An 18,168-nucleotide genomic window follows, 5' to 3' on the forward strand; every position below is an offset into this window, starting at 1 on the left:
AACGAGACGGCGCCGGCCCGGCCGCGCCCGTGAGGTGACCATGACGCTGCACGCCGACGCCGTACGGGCGCTGTCGGACTGGACGGCGCCCGACGCCGAGCAGGACCTGCTGCGCCGCGACTTCCTCGCGCACCTGTCGGCGCACGAGAACGCCATGTTGCGCGAATGCGTGCCCGGCCACCTGACGGCCAGCGCGGTCGTCCTCGACTCCGCCGGGGAACGGGTGCTCCTCACGCTGCATCCGAAGGCGGGGATGTGGCTGCAGCTCGGCGGTCACTGCGAACCGCACGACGCCACGCTCGCGGGCGCGGCGCTGCGCGAGGCGACCGAGGAGTCCGGCATCGACGGCCTGCGCCTGCTGCCCGGGCCGCTCCACCTCGACCGGCACCGCGTCTGGTGCCACGGCGGTTCGTACCACCTGGACGTCCAGTACGTCGCCGTCGCCCCGGCCGGCGCCCGGGAGCGGCTCAGTGAGGAGTCCGCCGACCTGCGCTGGTTCCCCGCCGACGGCCTCCCCGAGGACACCGACGAGGTCGTGCGCCGCCTGGTCGATCGCGCCCGCCGGCTCGAGACCGGTTCCTGAGCCGGTCGTACCGCCGGGCGTGCGTCCCCGTACGTGCCCGGCCCGTCGAGCCGGAGTCCAGCGGCTCTCGACCCGCCGGAGAGGACGTCGCGGAACGATCCGGTGCGGGATCGTGACCGGAGGGCCCGCATGCGAGAAGACGACGTCCAGAGTTCGCTGCTGCGGAGGCTGCTGCGCTCCCTCCAGCACTGCCTGATCTACGCGGGGGCCGGCACGTGGTCATCCCCCGAGATCTTCGACGCCCTGTGGCCGAACGAGGCCCGGCGCCAGGGGCTGTCACCCGAGCGGATCACCGCCTATGAGCATCTGCCGGACCACGAGCGCCGCCTCCTCATGCGGCTCGACGACGAGTTCAGGCGCGAGAACGAGAGGTAGATCACCCACAGCGCGGCCGACCGTGACAGGATCTCTGATGATCCCCCTCGGGTGGTGGAGGAGTCATGGCGCGGTTGATCCTGTCCTCCAAGATCCTCGATGGTCTCGACTTCGGCGCGCCGTCCGCCGAGCGTGACATCGGGCGCGGCCTGGAGAAGTGCTTCGTCGAGTCGGCGACCTACAACCGCGTCCACTCGGGCGCCAAGACAGTGCTCCTCGGCAACCGCGGATCCGGCAAGAGCGCCATCTTCCAGGTGCTCGCCAAACGCGAGCGCACCGCCGGGAACCGCGTGATCGAGCTGTCCCCGGAGGACTACTCGTACGAGCTGCTCAGCTCCACGATGGCCGCCGAGAACGCCGGGGCCTGGGCGAAGCACGGCGCGTACGCCGCCGCCTGGAAGTACCTGCTCTACGTCTTGGTCATGAAGGAGGTCGCCCGGAAGGGCATGCGGCTCGCGAAGGGCGCGGGCGCCGACATCAACGCGTACCTCCGCAAGAACCACGCCAACGTGCAGATGGGCCGGATCTCCCTCCTCATCTCGTACCTCAAGCGGCTGGAGAACATCAAGCTCGGCCCGATCGAGGCGGGCGCGAAGACGCGGGAGCTCGACCGGCTCTACAACCTGGAGGAGATCCACTCCCTGCTGCCCGCCCTCCAGAAGGTCCTCGACCGGCAGCGCGTCACGATCGTCGTGGACGAGCTCGACCGGGGCTGGGACTCCTCCGAGGACGCCAAGGCGTTCGTGGCCGGGCTGTTCCAGGCCTGCGTGTCCGTCAACAACCTGCACCCGAACCTGACCGTGTGCGTCTCCCTGCGGCGGGAGCTGTACGACGACATCCCCGCGCTGTACGAGGACGCGCAGAAGTACCGGGACCTGCTGGAGACGATCCGGTGGAGCGAGGACTCCCTCCTCGAACTCATCGCCAAGCGCATCCGGTACTCCGCGCGCGAGATGGGCTACGACGCCCAGGTCCTCGACCGCGCCGACGACCTGACGTGCTGGAACGCCGTGTTCGCCCCGGTTCCCGGCGGGCCCGTGGACGGGTCGTTCCGCTACGTCGCCGACCGCACCCTCTACCGGCCGCGCGAGATCATCGAGTTCTGCACGACCGTGCTGGAGGTCGCGCGGGACCGTGCACCGGCCCTTCCGCTGCCGTTCGAGATGCTCCGGCCGGCCGAGCGCGGCTACTCGGAGGAGCGGACGAAGGACATCGCCGCGGAGTACCGCTTCCAGTACCCCGGCCTGCTCGGCGTGTTCGAGGTGTTCCGCGGCCGGGACCACACGTTCGACCGGGAGGACCTCCAGCTGCTCTGCCTGGAGCTGGTCCTCGGCGACGTTCCGACGAACGGCACGTCCTCGTGGCTGCCCGCCCGCGACCCGGACGGCCTGATCGAGGTCCTCTGGCAGACGGGCTTCCTCACCGCCCGGCCCGTCGGGGACGCGGCCCCGGCGGGCGACGGCCGGGAGGGGTTCATCGGCGTCCACCAGGTGCAGCACCTGAACCTCGCGGCGGTGCAGCGCTTCCAGGTGCACCCGATGTTCCGCGCCTACCTCGGCATGCGAATCGGTTAGGAGGACGATGGACTCGCCGACCTCCGCTACTGAGCCCCGAGGCGCTCCCCGCCGTGGGAGGAGCGCGCCGCGCCGGCCTGGCCGTGGCGGTGGAGGAAGGCGTCGACGAGCCTGTCGGTGAAATCGTGACCGACGGGCTCGCCGGTGACGAGCACGCGATAGTAGAGGGGGCCCACCAACTGGTCCGTCTCGGCCGCCAGGTCGAGGTCGGCCGGGAGTCGCCCTCGTTCCACGGCGCGTTCCAGGGGCATGCGGTCGCGGCGGCGTTGCGCGTCGAGGTACCTGGAGCGGAACTCCTGGGCGAACGCGGGATCCTGTTGTGCCTGGGCGAGCAGAGCCCGGAGGACGGCGCCGGGGTCGGACGCGCTGAGGAACCAGGCCAGCCGGCGCAGATGGTCCCGCAGGTCGACGGCGAGATCCCCGGAATCGGGCGGCGTCAGGTCCTCGGACGCGTCTTCGAGCAGGGCGTCCATGAGGACGTCGGTCTTGGTCCTCCACCAGCGGTAGATGGTCTGCTTGGCGACGCCGGCTCTCGCGGCGATGCCCTCCATGGTGACACCGGCGAAGCCCTTCTCGACGAGCAGGTCGTCGGCCGCGTGCAAGATCGCCTGCCGGGCCTGTTCGCTCCGGCCATGCCGGTTGCCGTGGTGACGCCGCTCCGATCCCAGGGTGCCGCGGTCATCCGCCGCTCGTGTCGCCGCTGCCATCTCGCCTCCCTCGGTCAGACTAATGCACATCGACGTAGACGAGACACAACGTTGCGTCTACTCTAGCGGTCATGGCATTCACCAACACGCTGGCCGATCCCCGCGTCGATGCGGCCCTCAAGCTGATGTTCGGGCGAGCCGAGCAGGACGAGGCCGCACTCGCCCGTCTCGGCGCGGGCTTCGCGTCGCTGTCACCCCAGGAGCAGGCGGACGCCGCCGCGGAGATCTACATCCCGATCTCGGCCGCGGGCGGGACGTTGCTCTACAACCTGGTCCGGGCCGTCCGGCCGGCCACGGTCGTCGAGTTCGGCATGTCCTTCGGGATCTCCACGCTCTACCTGGCCGCCGCCGTACGGGACAACGGCACGGGAAGGGTCTTCACCACGGAGCTCAGCAAGGACAAGATCGCCGCAGCACGCCGCACCTTCGCCGACGCGGGCCTGGACGACCTGATCACGGTGCTGGAGGGAGACGCCCGCGAGACCCTCCCCAAGGTCGACGGCGACCCGGAGTTCGTCCTGCTGGACGGGTGGAAGGACCTGTGCCTGCCGGTGCTGCGGCTCCTCGAGCCCCGCCTGCGGCCGGGCACGCTCGTCGTCGCCGACGACATCACCATGAGCGACCTGCGCCCCTACCTCGACTACGTCCGTGACCCGGCGAACGGCTACCAGAGCGTCTCCTTCCCGATCGAAGACGGCATGGAGATCAGCTGCCGCCTCTGAGAAGGCGGCACGGAGCAACCAGGGTGCGAGGGCGGGCGGGATGACCTGTTCAGGGTTCCGCCCGCTCTCGGCGACCTCCGGACGCCGGGTCGATGAGCCACCATGACGCCGGCCGTGACGTCACACTCCCGGCGAACCGGTCATCGTTCGTCACCATCGACGGCAACGAGTCCACGGCGACGATCGGTCGCCGGGTCAGGTCGGGAGGCGGGAAATCCAGGCCAGTAGGCGCGGCAGGTCGTCGTCATCGGGCGGGCGGGACGCGGCTCCGCCGCCGACGGAGCCGGTGGGTGATGGTCTCGCGCTGGTCATGCGGGCGCTGGCGGCGATGTTGGCGTTCGTTCGCGGCCGTCGTAGCCGTTCGTACGCCTCCAGCGCCGCCTCGATGGTGTCCGTATCGCGTAGCGCCTTGGCCAGGACGACCGCGTCCTCCATCGCCATCGAGGCACCCTGGCCCGTCGCAGGGGACGCGGCATGTGCGGCGTCGCCGATGATCAGCATTCTGCTGGTGTGCCAGCGGGGGACGGCCGGCAGGTCGTGGGCGTTGGTGGCCATGAGCCGGTCACCGGTCGCCGCGACGATGTCCGCCGCCGGAGTGGCGTCCCGGCGGAGCAGCGGGAGGAGTCCCGCCTTCCATCGCGCAGCCGTCCCCGCCGCGATCTCCTCGGTGGACAGCTCGTCATCCGCGACCCGTGCGAACCAGAAGGTCGATCCGGTGGGCGACACCGCGTAGCCGAACGCGGTCGCGCTCCCCCGTACCATCTCGAAGGTCCCCGGACGCTCCGGGCGCGGCCCCTCGGCGGTGTATCCGTAGAAGACGCGCTGACCGGCGTAGCGGGGTGGGGCGGCGACCGGGTCGATCAGCGTCCGCAGGGTGGAGTTCAGCCCGTCCGCGCCGATGAGCAGGTCGCGGCGGGCGGTGCCGCCGTCGCCGAACCGGGCCGTGACGCCGGTGGCGTCCTCGGCCGCGGCGACCAGTCGTTTCCCGTGACGGATGCGGATGCCCCGGCGCAGCGCCTCCTCCCGCAGGACCGCGCAGAGCTCCGCGCGGAGCAGGCAGCGGTACCGGGTCAGCGGGTCGCCGTGGTCGCCCATCGGCCGGACGGCGATCTCGGCTCCCGTGGCGTCGGTCAGGCGCAACGTCGTGAGCGGGAACCCGGCCTCGGCCACCGGGCGGGCGGCGTCGAGCTGGGCCAGCGCGAGCATCCCGTTGCGGGCCAGGGTGAGGAACGCGCCGATGTCCGCGTCGGCGACCGGGTGCGCCTCGTACACGGCCACCTCGAATCCGGCCTTGTGCAGGGCCAGTGCCGCCGTCAGTCCGCCGACGCCTCCGCCGGCGATCAGAACCGATGTCATCCCGTGTCTCCGTCCCCGCCCGACTGATCCGTACCGGACTGTCAGTAGCTCAGGTCATCCTTTGCGCAGACGAGGGATCGAGCAAGAGGCGTCATGGAAGAGCCATGCGAACTGGCCGTTGATCGTCACCGCGCTCGACGATCGCGGGGCTCCTGCTGGTCACTGGGGCCGTAGTCCCATCAAGCCGTAGTGACGACACTGCCTAGGACCAACGAATGAAGGGATCTCGGCACCTGGACCGATGATCGCGAGTCGGCGCGTGGTTAGCGTCAGGTCACATGGACATCGATGGCACGCTCGATGAGGCCTACGAACGGCTGCATCGGACCGGACCGGAGTTCGAAGGCTGGCTGAGCAATCACGGCCCCATGGCGGTGGAATCCATGATCAGGCGCGGACACGCGCGCCAGGTTCACCGTTGGCTGGACGGCTACATGCGTCGGCTCGATGAGCTGCCCCGCGGCACCTCGCCCATCACCTCCGACGACTGGCGCACGGCGCTGGGGGACCCCCACCGTCTCGGTGATTGGCTGGCATTCTTCGCACGTGAGATGACCGAGCGACCCTGGCGGGTCGTGCTGGGAACGTGGTGGCCACGGCTGCTGCCGGGCATCGCGGCCGGCGCCACCCACGGGGTGATCCGCACCGGCCACGCGGTTCACGCCCTGCTGGATCAGGAGGACGGGCCGCGCCTGGCCGAGCTCGGCCAAGCCCTCGGTTACTGGGCCGCACGCTGGCAGCAGGTCCCGTTCACCGCGCCTTCGGGGACCGCCGACCCGGCGTCCGCTCTCGCCGCCGTCTCGCGCGTTCCCGACCAGAGCGCGGGCATCAACCATCGGCTCGACCAGCTCACCGGCCTCGGCGGCTGGCCGACCGCGCTCACCGCGCTGAGACCCGCCACCGACGCGGCACAGGCACGGAACCTCCTGGCCGATCTGACAGCCGCCGCGGCCACGCACTATCTGCCGAACGCGCACGGGTCGGCCGTGATGCTGGTGCACGCCGCGACCGCACCGATGGCCGTTCTGCGCACCCTGCCCGCCGCCCCAGACTCACCGGACGAGGTGTTCGCCCGTGCCGTCCGCCACGGGGACGAACACGTCATCAAGCTCGCCGACACCTGTCTCGACGTCCACGGACGCACGGGCGACCCCGACGCGCTCGCCGCGGTGATCCGCGCAACCGGCCTGATCGACGAACTCTGACGACATCCGGCACCACAGCTGTTGCGAAGACGGGCTCGGTCGTCGTCAGACGACCAGGCCGCGGCCGCTGATCAACGGCAGGTCGAGGGCGGTGAGCAGGCCCGGGGCGGCCTGGACGACGGTCGGGACGGCGTTCACCAGGCGCATCGCCGTGGCCTTGAGACCGGCGGTGTTGTGGTCGCCGTCGGTGCCGAGGAGCTGCAGGTCCACGGTGTAGTTCGGCTCGCCGCGCACCTCGACGCGGTAGCAGCCCTGGCCGACCGGTCGCGGCCAGTCGGGGGCGAGGTCGTCGCGCAGCCGGGTGACGTGTTCGAGCACGACGACCGGGCGGCCGTCGCGCATGCCGCGCAGTTCGAAGCGCAGCGCGGCGGCAGTGCCCTTCTCGATCCGGCCGGCCTTCACGTCGAACGTGTCGGGGGCGGGCAGGCGGGTGTGCCACTCCTCCAGGCCGTCGAGTTCGACGTCGAGCCCGGCGGCGAGCTGGCGGACGACGCTGCCCCAGGCGAGGGACAGCACGCCCGGCTGGAGCAGCATCGGCACGTCGTCGATGGGGCGGCCGAAGCCCATGATGTCGAACAGCACGGTGCCCTGGTCGTACGTCGCGTAGTTGAGGATCTCCAGGCAGCGGACCTCGGTGATGCGCTCGCTGATGCTCGTGACGGTCAGCGGCAGCCAGTCGTTGGCGAAGCCGGGGTCGACGCCGTTCACCCAGATCGAGACGCCGCCGTCGAGGGCGGCCTGCCGGATCGGCGAGCCCATCGCCTCGTCGGGGAACTGCAGGAAGACGGGGCTGGAGGAGACGACGTTGACGCCCGCGCGCAGGATCCGCTGCAGGTCCTCCAGGGCCTCGCCGAGGCGTACGTCGGCCATGGAGGTGTAGACGACGCAGTCGGGGCGGAGCCCGAGGACGGCGTCGGCGTCGTTCACGGCGGTCACGCCGAGCGGGCCGATCCCGGCGAGCTCGCCGGCGTCCTTGCCCACTTTGGCGGGGTTGGAGACCCAGACGCCGGCGAGTTCGAGGTCGGGACGCGCGGTGATGCCGATCAGCGCGTTGCGGCCGACGTTCCCGGTTCCCCACAGCACCACGCGATACGTCATGCGGGCCTCTCTCGTCGAAGGCGGACCGGAGGCAAACAAGATCGTAAGCAGCGCTGGAACGAGTGAGCAAGAGCGACGCACCGGCGCAGGCGGGTCACACGTCGGGCAGGCCGAGGTCCAGGGTGGGCTGGTCGGTGCCGCCGTCGACCTCGAGGACGCGGCCGGTGACGAACGCGCCCGCGGGCGAGGCGAGGTAGATCACGGCCGCGGCGATGTCCTCGGGGTCACCGATGCGGCGGAGCGGGGTGTTGTCCTCCACGGCCGTCCGCAGCTCGTCGTCGCCGGTCACGATCTCCAGCGCGGACGTGGCGACCGCGCCGGCGGCGATGGCGTTGACGCGGATCCGGGGTGCGAGGTCACGGGCCGCCATGCGGGTGTAGTGCGCCAGTGCCGCCTTGGTCGTGCCGTACGCGAGGAAGCCGCGGCCGGTGACGCGGCCCATGACCGAGGAGATGTTGACGACGGCGCCGCGGGTCATGTGGGGCACGGCCGCGCGGGTCAGGGCGTGCGCGATCCCCACGTTGAAGTGGAAGGCCTCGGCCAGGAACTCGTCGGTCGTGTCGAGGAACGCCCGCGGTAACGTGCCACCGACGTTGTTGACCACCACGTCGATCCGGCCGAAGGTCTCCGCCGCCGCGGCGGCCAGCCCGGCGGCGGCCGTCAGGTCGGTCAGGTCGGCGGGCACGACGACCGCCCGCCGCCCGGCGCCCTCGATCTCGCGGGCGACCTTGCCGAGCTGGTCCTCGCTGCGAGCGGAGACGAGCACGTCGGCGCCCGCCTGGGCGAGGGCGACCGCGGTGGCCGCCCCGATCCCGCGCCCGGCGCCGGTCACGATCGCGGCCCGGTCGGTCAGTCGGAAACGATCGAGGATCATGCAGCGAGCGTAAGCAGAAACGAGAACGCGTTTCAATGCTTAAAATCTTGCTGGATCGGCATCTTTTCTTTTCTGGCAAGATTGGATACGGTTGTGTCATGGTCGATGGCGAAGAGGCTCCCCTGGGCCTGCGCGAGAGGAAAAAGCGGGAGACCCGCACGGCACTGAGCTGGGCGACGATCCGCCTGAGCGTCGAGCGCGGGTGGGACGCCGTGACGGTCGAGGACATCGCCGCCGAGGCGAACGTCTCCGTCCGCACGTTCCGCAACTACTTCTCCAGCAAGGCGGAGGCCGTCGTCGCCCGCCACCTCGACCGGATGCTCGGCGCCGCGGACGACCTGCGGGCCCGCCCGGCGGACGAGCCCCTGCGGGAGGCGATCGCCCAGGTCGTCGCGGCGCGGTTCGCTCCGGAGAGCGCCGGAGGCGGGCGGCCGCCCCGCCGGGAGTGGGTCGACGGAGTCCGTCTCATGCTCACCGAGCCCGACGTCCAGGGCGAGTTCCTCAAGGCGAACATGATCGCCCAGCGGGAGCTGGCCAAGGCCATCGCCGAGCGGACCGGGACGGACGTGACCCGCGACGTCTACCCGACCCTCGTCGCCGCGGTGACCGGCACGGCCGCCACGGTCGCCATCGACCACTGGATGCGCACCGACGGGTCCGCTCCCGTCCGCCGGTTGCTGAGCGAGGTGTTCGACCGGCTCTGGGCCGGCCTGCCCGTTCCCTGATCCCCGCCATTCGACAGCCCGCGCCGCCCGTGAGACACCGGTGGCCGCCGGGCCGTCCCGTCATGCCCTCTCACCCTAGGAGATCCAATGATCGACGATGTCGTCATCGCCGGCGCCGGCCCGAACGGCCTGATGCTGGCCTGCGAGCTCGGCCTCGCCGGGCTGCGCCCGATCGTGCTGGAGCGGCTGCCGGAGCCGAGCACGGAACCCCGCGCGAACGGCCTGGTCGGGCGAGTCGTGCGGATGCTCGACCGCCGCGGCCTGTACGAGCGCCTCAGCGGCAGCAAGGACCCGCCGGCGCCGGTCCCCCAGTACATCTTCGGCGGGATGTCCCTGGACCTGACCACGCTGGAGGACAACCCGATCTACACGCTGCCGGCCCCCCAGGCCCGCATCGCGCGGGTCCTGGCGGAGCGCGCGGTCGAACTCGGCGCGCAGATCCGGTACGGCCACGGACTGACCGGCCTCGACCAGGACGACGAGGCCGTGACCGTCACCGTCGAAGGGCCGGACGGCACCTACCCGATCCGCGCCCGCTACCTGGTGGGCGCGGATGGCGGACGCAGCGTGACGCGGAAGCTGTCCGGGATCGGGTTCCCCGGAGTGAGCCGGGACGACAGCGTCGCGCGCACCGTGAACGCCTACCCGCCCGCCGCGTGGGTGGACCCGGCGACCGGGAACCTGGACATCCCCGGCTACGGCGCCGTCCCGGCGTTCTCGTACCACCGGACCGAGCGCGGGGTCTTCGTCTTCGCGCCGTTCCCGGGCCGGGAGCCGCTGGTCACCACCTTCGAGTGGGAGCCGCCCGGCGACGAGACGATCCCGATGACGCTGGAGGAGATACGAGCGAGCATCTACCGGGTGCTCGGGGTCGACATGCCGCTCGACCCGCCGAAGGGTGACGGACCCCACCTGCTGCGCCGGTTGGTCGGCGGGAACACCCGCGTGGCCGAGCGGTTCCGCGACCGGCGGGTCCTCCTCCTCGGCGACGCCGCGCACGTCCACTCCGCGATCGGCGCCCCGGGCCTCAACCTCGGCCTGCAGGACGCCGTGAACCTCGGCTGGAAGCTCGCCGCCGAGCTCCACGGGCGGGCCCCGGCCGGACTGCTCGACACGTACGAGACCGAGCGGCGGCCCGCCGCCGAGCGGGTCGTGATGCACACCAAGGCGCAGAACGCGCTGATCAGCCCCGGCAGCGAGGTCACCGGGCTGCGGGAGCTGTTCGCCGAGCTGCTGCGCGACCCGGCGAACATGCAGCGCATCGCGGACCTGATGTCCGGCGCCGACGTCCGCTATGACATGGGGGTACGGGACGCGCACCCCCTCGTCGGGCGGTGGGCTCCGGACCTGACCGTGCGCACGGAGACGGGGACGGTCCGGCTCGCCGAGGCGGCCCGGTCCGGACGGCCCCTGCTGCTGGATCTGACCGCGGACGCCTCCCTCGGGCGGGCCGTGCCCGCCGGCCGGGTCGACGTTATCACCGGGGGTTCTCACGATGCCCCGGCCACCGCCCTGCTGCTGCGGCCGGACTCCCACGTCGCCTGGGCCTCGGCCGCCGCCCGCCCGGACGAGGCCGAGCTGGACGGCCTGCGCGCGGCCGTACGCCGCTGGTTCGGCTGATCAGTACCGGGAGCCGCCGGAGGTCAGCTCGGTCAGGTGCTCCACGAGCAGGTCACGGAAGACGCGGGACTCGCGCAGGTCCGGCCCGAACACCTCGGTGACCGCCAGGAGCACGTCGACCACCGCGTCCGGCCGGTCCGCGCGGGAGACAGCCTCCCGCAGCGGGCCGGCGAGCGGGTCGTCGAGCTCCCCGGCGGTCTGGACGTGCCGCATCCACGCCGCGACGGCCAGCGCCGCCCAGCGGGGCTCGGCGCCGGCCGCGAGGCGGTCGCGGACGACGCCGAGCAGCCGCTGCGGGAGCTTCTGCGAGCCGTCCATCGCGATCTGCGCGGTACGGTGCCGCAGCGCGGGGTTGGCGAACCGGGTCAGCAGCGACGCCTTGTACTCCTCCAGGTCGAACCCGTCCGGCACGGTCAGGGTCGGGCCGGCGTCCTCGTCCATGTAGCGGCGCACGGCGTCGCCCAGCACGTCGACCGCCTCGGCGACGTACGTGAACCGCGAGCCGAGGTAGGCCAGCATCGAGTGGGAGCCGTTGAGCAGCCGCAGCTTCATCAGCTCGTACGGGGCGACGTCGCCGGTGAGGATCGCGCCGGCCTCGTCCCAGGCGGGGCGGCCCGCCGCGAAGGAGTCCTCGATCACCCACTGGGTGAACGGCTCGGTCACGACGACGCCGTGGTCACGGACGCCGAGCAGGCGTTCGGCCTCGTCCAGGTCGGCCGCCGTGGTCGCGGGCACGATCCGGTCCACCATCGTCGAGGGGAACGCCGTCTCGCAGGTGATCTTCACGCCCGCGCGCTCGGCGTACTCCTCGACCAGGCCGCGCAGCGTCGCCCCGTTGGCGGACAGGTTGTCGCAGCACAGGATCGTCACCGGTGCCTCACGCCGGGACAGGCCACGGGCGAGCCGGCCGATGACCGTGCGGGGCTCACGGCCGGTGAGGTCCAGGCGGATCTCCGGGTCGTCGATCCGCAGCCGCCCGGTGGCGGGGTCGTGCCGGTAGCCCTTCTCCGTCACGGTCAGCGAGACGATCCGCACGGCCGGATCGGCGACGCGGCCGGCGGTCGCGTCGCCGGTGAGCACCTCCCGCACCGCCCCGATGATCCTCGCCGACGCGCCCTCGGGGCCGCGTTCGAGCACGCTGTACAGCCCGTCCTGCGGGCCGAGTTGCTCGACGACGGTCGCGCTGCGCTGGGTGATCCCGCAGATCCCCCAGCCGTCGCCGGCGTCCTCGGTGTAGACCGCCTGGTGCGCCCGGTGGAACGCGCCGATGCCCAGGTGCACGATCCCCACCGACGACGGCACCGGCCGGGGCCGGCTCGTCAGTGACAGCCGCATGGTGTCCTTCCGTTCGGTGTTCACATGACCGCCCCGGTCTGCCAGGGCGCGAAGTCGCCGTCACCGGCGCCGAACTCCTCGCCGGCCGTCCGGCGGCCCGAGGCGACCTCCAGGACCAGCCGGAACAGCCCCTCACCCGAGGCACGGGACAGGTCGAGGTCCAGGTCCTCGGGCATCGCCCGGTACGCCTCGCCCGTCGCGGCGAGGTTCAGGCCGGGCACCGGGCGGCAGCCGCCGGCGGGCCCGTCCCCGGTCGTGAAGCACATGACGGTCGCGCCGCCCGCCACCTGCCCGGTCGCGGAGACCTCGGCCCGCCCCGGCGTGTCCATGAAGACGAGCCCGCGCTCGGTCACCGGCTCGGCGTACTCGTGGACCGCGGTCAGCGGCGACGTGCCGCCCCTGGCGACCGCCCGCTCCGGCGCGTCCGGGGCCGGCCGGGCGTACCCCTCCCACCAGCGGACCCGCTCGGCCAGCCGCCCGGCGACCTCCGGGGAGACGGCGCGGCGCGCGAGGAGGTGCTCCGCGCCGTACACCTGCGGTGTCCCGGCCAGGATCACGGTGCCGCCGTGCCGGACGAGCAGGTCGGCCGCCGCGCCGAGCGCGGCGTTCCCGGGCCCGCCCGTGCCGGTGCCGGCCAGGCCGAGGACGAGCTCCGACGCCGGGACCGGCACCCGCTCGGCGCGGTCCGCCTCGGGCAGCAGGTCGCGGATCAGTTCGACGCCCCGGCGTACGGTCGCCGCCGTGCCGCCCAGCTCCTGGATCGTCATCGTCGGCGTGCCCTCCGGCAGGTCGAATCCGGTGAGCTGCGCCACCTCACAGCCGAGGCCGACGACGAGCAGGGCCGCGAAGTTCGGGTGCCGGGCGTAGCCGTTCAGGGTCCGCCGCAGCAGCCGGATGCCGTCGCCGTCGGCGGCCATCCCGCACCCGGTGTCGTGCGTGAGCGCGACGACGCCGTCCACGTTGGGGAACTCCTCCGCGAGGGCCGCCGACCGGCTCGCGATCATCTTCGCGACCGTCGCGGAGCAGTTCACCGACGTGAGGATGCCGAGGTGGTTCCGGGTGCCGACCCGCCCGTCCGGGCGGACGATGCCCTGGAAGAACGCGCCGTCCGCCGGCTCCGCGCCGGCCGGCGCCGCCGTCGCGTCCGCACGCCGAGCCTCCATCCCGTCAGCCGTTCTGCACCCAGGCGTGCTCGGGGTCGAGGTACGGGATCATCTGCCGGCCCTCACCCGCCATCACCCACAGGTAGCAGAGCTTGTACCCCGGCGCGGCGACGACCGGGTGGTATCCGGCCGGGATCGCCGCCACGTCGCCGTCGCGGACGGTGAAGCACTCCTCGCCCTCGCCGTCGTACCGGATCTGCACGCCGAAGCCGTTCTCCGGGTCCAGCTTGAACAGGTAGACCTCTTCCAGCCTCACCTCGCGGGGCGGCTCGTGGGTGTCGTGCTTGTGCGGCGGGTAGCTCGACCAGTTCCCCGGCGGGTTGATCGTCTCGCCGAGCAGCAGCCGGCCGGCGCTGTCACCGGGGCCGAGGATCGTCCGGACCGTACGGGACCAGTTGCCCTCACCGCGCTCGGCGATCTCCTGGTCGTCCGGCCCGATGATCCGCGCCTCGCCGGGCGTGCCGTCGCCGAGCGGGGCGGTCGCGATGACGATCTGCGCCGGTCCGCCGGTCGCCCGGAACGTCAGCGGGTGGCCCGGCGGGGCGTACACCGTGTGGCCCGGTCCGTCGAACACACCGCTACGGCCGCCGGCCGTGCCCAGCCCGTCGACGTCGACGACGCCCGAGAGGACCACCGCGGCGACCTCCTCGTCGCGGTTCAGCTCCAGGGTCTCGCCCTCGGCCAGGTCGGCCAGGTCGAGGCCGATCAGCTCGGTGTCCTTGCCCGGGGTCAGCAGGGTCTTCAATCTCTCTCCTTGATCTGGGTGACCAGCTGGGTGGGGTTGACGAAGCGCAGTGCCGCGACGAGCAGCACCAGCATGGACAGGGTGTAGATGACCGCCATCGCGTCGGTCTCCTGCTGCGCCCGGATGCCCGAGGCGGAGACCGAGTAGTACAGCGCGACGACGAGGGTCTGGCTGTCCGCCCCCGCGGTGAGGAACGTCAGCTCGAACATTCCCACCGTACGCACGAGCACGAGGATCGCGGCGGCCAGCATGCCGGGGAGCAGCAGCGGACCGAGGATCCGCGTGAAGATCACCCGCGTCCTGGCGCCGCACATGCGGGCCGCCGCCTCGATCTTCGGGTCGATCTGCTCGATGAACGGCGTCATGACGAGGATGACGAACGGCACCGCCGGCACGAGGTTGGCCAGGATCACGCCGCTGAGCCTCCCGGCCAGGTGGAACTTGTACAGCACGGTCGCCAGCGGCACGCCGTACGTGATCGGCGGGATGAGGATCGGCAGCAGGAACGCCACCATCAGCACCCGCTTGCCGGGGAAGTTCCGGCGGGCCAGCGCGTACGCGGCCGGGACACCGACCAGGACGGAGACCACGACGACGGCGAGCGCGACCTCCAGCGTCACGGTGAGGACGCCGCCGAGGTCGAACTCCTTCCATGTCGCGCCGTACCAGTGGGTGGTCCAGCCCTTCGGCAGCCAGCCGCCGAACCACTTGCGGCCGAAGGAGTTCACGACGACCGAGCTGACCACGCCGAGCAGGATGAGCAGGAAGAAGGCCACGGAACCCCAGACGATCCAGGCCCCGGGTCGCATGGCGACCCGCCTCGGCGTCTTCTCCTCCGCGGTGGGAGGCGCTTCCATGACGGCGGTCATCCCTTGCCCCCTGTCGCTCCCTTGTAGAGGCGGGCGCGCCAGGCGAGGACGAGGCCGATGACGACCAGCTCGACGGCACCCATGATCATCGCGATGGCCGAGGCCATGGAGTAGTCGTACTGCTCGAACGCGGCGTGGAACGCGGCGATCGAGATCACCCGCGTCTGCCGGGCGGGCTCACCGACCATGATCGCCGAGGGGAACACCGAGAACGCCAGCACGAACGACAGGCAGAACGTGATGGCCAGGCCCGGCGCCAGCAGCGGCAGCGTGATGTGCCGGAACCGCTGCCACCAGCCCGCCCCGAGCGTCGAGGCCGCCCGTTCCAGCGTCGGGTCGATCCCGGTCAGGTACGACAGGGTCAGCAGGAACGCGAATGGAAACCCGGTGATGGTCAGCGAGAAGACGACGCCCCAGTAGTTGTGCGTGAGCCGCACCGGGTGGTCGACGATCCCGACGTCCAGCAGGATCCGGTTGAGCCAGCCCGTCGGCCCCATGAAGGCCAGCAGGCCCTCGGCGGTGAGCACCGTGCCCAGCGTGATCGGCACGACGAGGATCGTGGTGACGGCCCGCTTGCCGCGGAACCTGCCGCGCATCCGGTACGCGATCGGCACCGAGGCGAGCACGTTGAACAACGCGGCCGGCAGTCCGATCTTCAACGTCGTCCAGATCGTGTTCCGCAGGTACGGGTCGGCGAAGAACAGCCGGTAGGTCGCGAACGGCCCGGTGCCGTACTTGTTCGCGGCGTCCGAGCCCGCCTGCGGCTGGAAGGACAGCTGCAGGCCGTACACGAACGGGTAGATGAACAACGCGACGACGAAGACGACCGCGGGCAGCAGGAGCAGCAGCGTGCGGTCGATGCCGCGCTCGGCGAGGCGGTGCCGCAGCGAGATGCGTGGCCGGGCGACGGCCGGAGCCGCCGCCATCTAGGCCACCTCCTCGGGTGCGGCCGGGCTCTCCGCGGCGAACACCAGCACCCGCTCCGGCGGCACCGACACCGTCACCCGGTCGCCGGGCGCGAGCCGCGCGTCGGCGCGCAGGTGCAGGTCGACGCCGTCGCCGGTACGGCCCTGGATGGCCTGCTCGCGGCCCTGGTACTCGACGACCTCGACGGTGATCTCCGTTGCGTTCGGGCCGTCGCCGACGGTGAAGTCCTCGGGCCGGATCGCCGCGACCACCCGCTCGCCGAGGTCGTCGCGCCGGACGCCGGTGAGCCCGCCGCCGAGTCCGTCGAGCACGACCGTCTTCTCGTTGACCTGGGAGACGGGCAGTTCGATTTCGTTGCGGTAGCCCATGAAGCCGGCGACGAACCGGTTGGCCGGCTCGGTGTAGACCTCCTCCGGCGAGCCGATCTGCTGGACCCGGCCCTGGCGGAGCAGGACGAGGCGGTCGGCGAGGGAGAGGGCCTCCTCCTGGTCGTGGGTGACGTAGATGGTGGTCAGCCCGAGCGTCTGGTGGATGCGCTTGATCTCGGTGCGCATCTCCAGCCGCAGTTTGGCGTCGAGGTTCGACAGCGGCTCGTCCATCAGGACCAGCGGGGGTTCGAGGACGATGGCACGGGCGATCGCGACGCGCTGCTGCTGGCCGCCGGACAGCTGGCCCGGGAACTTGTCCGCGTGCTCCTCCAGCTGAACCAGCCTGATCGCCTCGTCGACCCGGCGGCGCGCGTCGGCCTTGGGGACTTTGGCCATGCGCAGGCCGAAGCCGATGTTCGAGCGCACCGACATGTGCGGGAACAGCGCGTAGTTCTGGAAGACCATGCCGAAGCCGCGCTGCTCGGGCTGCAGGGTGTCGATCCTGCGGCCGTCGAGGGTGATCGTGCCGCCGGTCAGCGGCAGCAGCCCGGCGAGGCAGTTCAGCGCGGTCGACTTCCCGCAGCCGGACGGGCCGAGCAGGGCGACGAACTCCCCGCCCGTGATCGTCAGGTCGAGTCCGTCCAGGGCCCGTACTCCCCCGAACTCGCGGGTGACGTGGTCGAGCCGCAGCTCGGAGATCTTGGTGGACGGACGGCTCATTTGTGCACCTTCCCGCCGCCGACGGTCCGGTCCCACTGATCGAACGCCGTGACCTGCTCCTTGGCGGGCAGCGACGTCTCCTTCGGGAACTGGGCGATCCACTTTTCGTACTCCGGACGCCCGAACTGCCGGATGGTCTGCTGCGACTTCGCCGGCGCCATGGAGATCGTCACGCCGTTCACGGCCGGGCCCGGGTAGAAGTAGCCGGTGTCGTACGCCTTGGCCTGCTGCTGCGGGGTGAGCATCCACTTGATCAGCTGGAGGTCCGCGGACAGGACGTCGGCGGAGACGCCGCGGGGGATGGTGGCGTACTGCGCGTCGGTCACCCAGTGCATGCCCTTGAGGTAGGTGACCTTGTCACCGGCCGGCACCTGGCCGAGCGCCCGCGGGTTGATGTCCCAGCCGGTCGTGGTGGCGATCATGTCGACCGACCCGTTGGCCAGGTTGCTCATCGTCTCGGAGGTCTTGGACGGGTAGTAGTCGACGTACTTGCCGAGCTCCGCCAGGTAAGTCCAGGTCTTGCTCCACCCCGAGCCCGGGTCCTTGGGGTTCGAGTCGCCGAGGAGGTACGGCAGGCCCATGAGGAACGTACGGCCGGGGCCGGAGTTGGCGGGCCGGGCGTACTGGAACTTCTTCGGGTGCGCCTTCGCCCAGGCGAGCAGCTCGTCCGTGGTCGTCGGCGGGTTGGGCACCGTCTTGGGGTTGTACTCCAGGAGCGGACCGGACGGGTAGTACACGAGCTCGACGCCGCGGCCTTGCGCCAGCTCCTGCATCTTCGCGGCCGGTTCGAGGTAGTTCGCGCTTCCGATGCGGCTGTTGTAGTCGTCGGTCTTGACCCACAGGTTCTGGTCGACGCCCGCGGACAGGCCGTCGGTGCCGGTGAGGACCATGCCGATCTGCACCTGGCCGGCGCTCTGCTGCGCCTTGATCTTCCCGGGCAGCTCCGGCGCGGTGGCCTTCGTGTAGGTGACCTTCTTGATCACCTTCGGGTGCGTCTTGACGAACTCGTCGATCATCCCCTGGGTGAGCTGCAGGTTGCCCGCCACGTCGATGATGTTGAGGGTCACCGGGTTCTTCGGCGTGTCGGGGACCTTGTCCGGCGTCACGTCCTTGGCCCCGCCCCCCGAGTTCGGTGAACCGCACGCGCTCACCGCGAGAGCGAACGCCGCCGCGAGGCACCAGGTCTCAACGCGCATCAGGGA

At 71.5% G+C, this 18,168-nt stretch carries 18 protein-coding genes; 7 read left to right on the forward strand and 11 right to left on the reverse strand.

From position 1 onward, the window contains the following. Window positions 1-40 precede the first annotated feature (40 nt). The 3 genes from NE235_RS22350 (at window position 41) to NE235_RS22360 (ending at window position 2,532) form a co-directional block, all read left to right on the forward strand. The gene (locus tag NE235_RS22350; RefSeq protein ID WP_252806079.1) at window positions 41-583 is read left to right on the forward strand and encodes an NUDIX hydrolase; all 543 of its coding nucleotides are present in this window, start codon (window positions 41-43) and stop codon (window positions 581-583) included. Window positions 584-712: 129 nt separating this feature from the next. Next, a complete protein-coding gene (locus NE235_RS22355) occupies window positions 713-958 on the forward strand; it encodes a hypothetical protein (protein WP_252806081.1) in 246 nt (81 codons plus the stop codon). Window positions 959-1,023: 65 nt separating this feature from the next. Beyond that, the gene (locus tag NE235_RS22360; protein WP_252806083.1) at window positions 1,024-2,532 is read left to right on the forward strand and encodes a P-loop ATPase, Sll1717 family; all 1,509 of its coding nucleotides are present in this window, start codon (window positions 1,024-1,026) and stop codon (window positions 2,530-2,532) included. A 26-nt stretch (window positions 2,533-2,558) separates the two neighbouring features. Here NE235_RS22360 and NE235_RS22365 read toward each other — a convergent pair whose 3' ends face one another. Beyond that, the gene (locus tag NE235_RS22365; RefSeq protein ID WP_252806085.1) at window positions 2,559-3,239 is read right to left on the reverse strand and encodes a TetR/AcrR family transcriptional regulator; all 681 of its coding nucleotides are present in this window, start codon (window positions 3,237-3,239) and stop codon (window positions 2,559-2,561) included. Between the two features lie 71 nt (window positions 3,240-3,310). On the opposite strand from NE235_RS22365, the gene NE235_RS22370 reads away from it, so the two are divergent. Further along, a complete protein-coding gene (locus NE235_RS22370; protein WP_252806087.1) occupies window positions 3,311-3,961 on the forward strand; it encodes an O-methyltransferase in 651 nt (216 codons plus the stop codon). Between the two features lie 195 nt (window positions 3,962-4,156). On the opposite strand, the gene NE235_RS22375 is transcribed toward NE235_RS22370, so the two are convergent. Next, on the reverse strand, window positions 4,157-5,317 hold the full coding sequence (locus NE235_RS22375; protein ID WP_252806089.1) for an FAD-dependent monooxygenase: 1,161 nt from the start codon (window positions 5,315-5,317) through the stop codon (window positions 4,157-4,159). A gap of 278 nt (window positions 5,318-5,595) precedes the next feature. Between NE235_RS22375 and NE235_RS22380 the strand changes: the two genes are divergently transcribed. Then, window positions 5,596-6,522, forward strand: coding sequence for a questin oxidase family protein (locus tag NE235_RS22380; RefSeq protein ID WP_252806091.1), 927 nt, complete (start codon window positions 5,596-5,598; stop codon window positions 6,520-6,522). Between the two features lie 45 nt (window positions 6,523-6,567). Here the strand turns inward: NE235_RS22380 and NE235_RS22385 are convergent, their stop codons facing one another. Both NE235_RS22385 and NE235_RS22390 read right to left on the reverse strand, forming a co-directional pair. Next, window positions 6,568-7,620: an NAD(P)H-dependent amine dehydrogenase family protein gene (locus tag NE235_RS22385; protein WP_252806093.1), complete on the reverse strand. Its 1,053-nt coding sequence runs from the start codon at window positions 7,618-7,620 to the stop codon at window positions 6,568-6,570. Window positions 7,621-7,714: 94 nt separating this feature from the next. Next, entirely contained in the window at window positions 7,715-8,494 is a 780-nt protein-coding gene (locus NE235_RS22390) for an SDR family oxidoreductase (protein ID WP_252806095.1), read from the reverse strand. A 98-nt stretch (window positions 8,495-8,592) separates the two neighbouring features. Here NE235_RS22390 and NE235_RS22395 point away from each other — a divergent pair, with 98 nt between their 5' ends. Next, on the forward strand, window positions 8,593-9,219 hold the full coding sequence (locus NE235_RS22395) for an acyl-CoA-like ligand-binding transcription factor (protein WP_252806097.1): 627 nt from the start codon (window positions 8,593-8,595) through the stop codon (window positions 9,217-9,219). Window positions 9,220-9,306: 87 nt separating this feature from the next. Beyond that, a complete protein-coding gene (locus tag NE235_RS22400; protein WP_252806099.1) occupies window positions 9,307-10,839 on the forward strand; it encodes an FAD-dependent monooxygenase in 1,533 nt (510 codons plus the stop codon). Here the strand turns inward: NE235_RS22400 and NE235_RS22405 are convergent, their stop codons facing one another. From NE235_RS22405 to NE235_RS22435, 7 genes are read right to left on the reverse strand one after another with little or no spacing between them, the layout of a single operon-like run. Continuing rightward, entirely contained in the window at window positions 10,840-12,198 is a 1,359-nt protein-coding gene (locus tag NE235_RS22405; protein ID WP_252806101.1) for a mannitol dehydrogenase family protein, read from the reverse strand. It lies immediately after the preceding gene. Beyond that, complete coding sequence (locus NE235_RS22410) at window positions 12,195-13,337, reverse strand: UxaA family hydrolase (RefSeq protein WP_252806103.1); 1,143 nt, start codon at window positions 13,335-13,337, stop codon at window positions 12,195-12,197. The genes NE235_RS22405 and NE235_RS22410 overlap by 4 nt, the downstream gene beginning before the upstream one ends. Window positions 13,338-13,341: 4 nt before the next feature. After that, the gene (locus NE235_RS22415) at window positions 13,342-14,082 is read right to left on the reverse strand and encodes a 5-deoxy-glucuronate isomerase (protein ID WP_252806106.1); all 741 of its coding nucleotides are present in this window, start codon (window positions 14,080-14,082) and stop codon (window positions 13,342-13,344) included. Next, a complete protein-coding gene (locus NE235_RS22420) occupies window positions 14,079-14,939 on the reverse strand; it encodes an ABC transporter permease (protein ID WP_252806108.1) in 861 nt (286 codons plus the stop codon). Before NE235_RS22420 ends, NE235_RS22415 begins: the two co-directional genes overlap by 4 nt. Window positions 14,940-14,947: 8 nt before the next feature. Further along, window positions 14,948-15,877, reverse strand: a complete 930-nt coding sequence (locus NE235_RS22425) for an ABC transporter permease (RefSeq protein WP_252806110.1) — start codon at window positions 15,875-15,877, stop codon at window positions 14,948-14,950. Then, window positions 15,878-16,966, reverse strand: a complete 1,089-nt coding sequence (locus NE235_RS22430; RefSeq protein ID WP_252806112.1) for an ABC transporter ATP-binding protein — start codon at window positions 16,964-16,966, stop codon at window positions 15,878-15,880. Continuing rightward, window positions 16,963-18,162 (reverse strand): extracellular solute-binding protein, encoded by a 1,200-nt coding sequence (locus NE235_RS22435; protein WP_252806114.1) that lies wholly within the window; start codon window positions 18,160-18,162, stop codon window positions 16,963-16,965. Before NE235_RS22435 ends, NE235_RS22430 begins: the two co-directional genes overlap by 4 nt. Window positions 18,163-18,168 lie beyond the last annotated feature (6 nt).

This window comes from Actinoallomurus spadix (assembly GCF_024055725.1).
GTDB lineage: Bacteria > Actinomycetota > Actinomycetes > Streptosporangiales > Streptosporangiaceae > Actinoallomurus > Actinoallomurus spadix.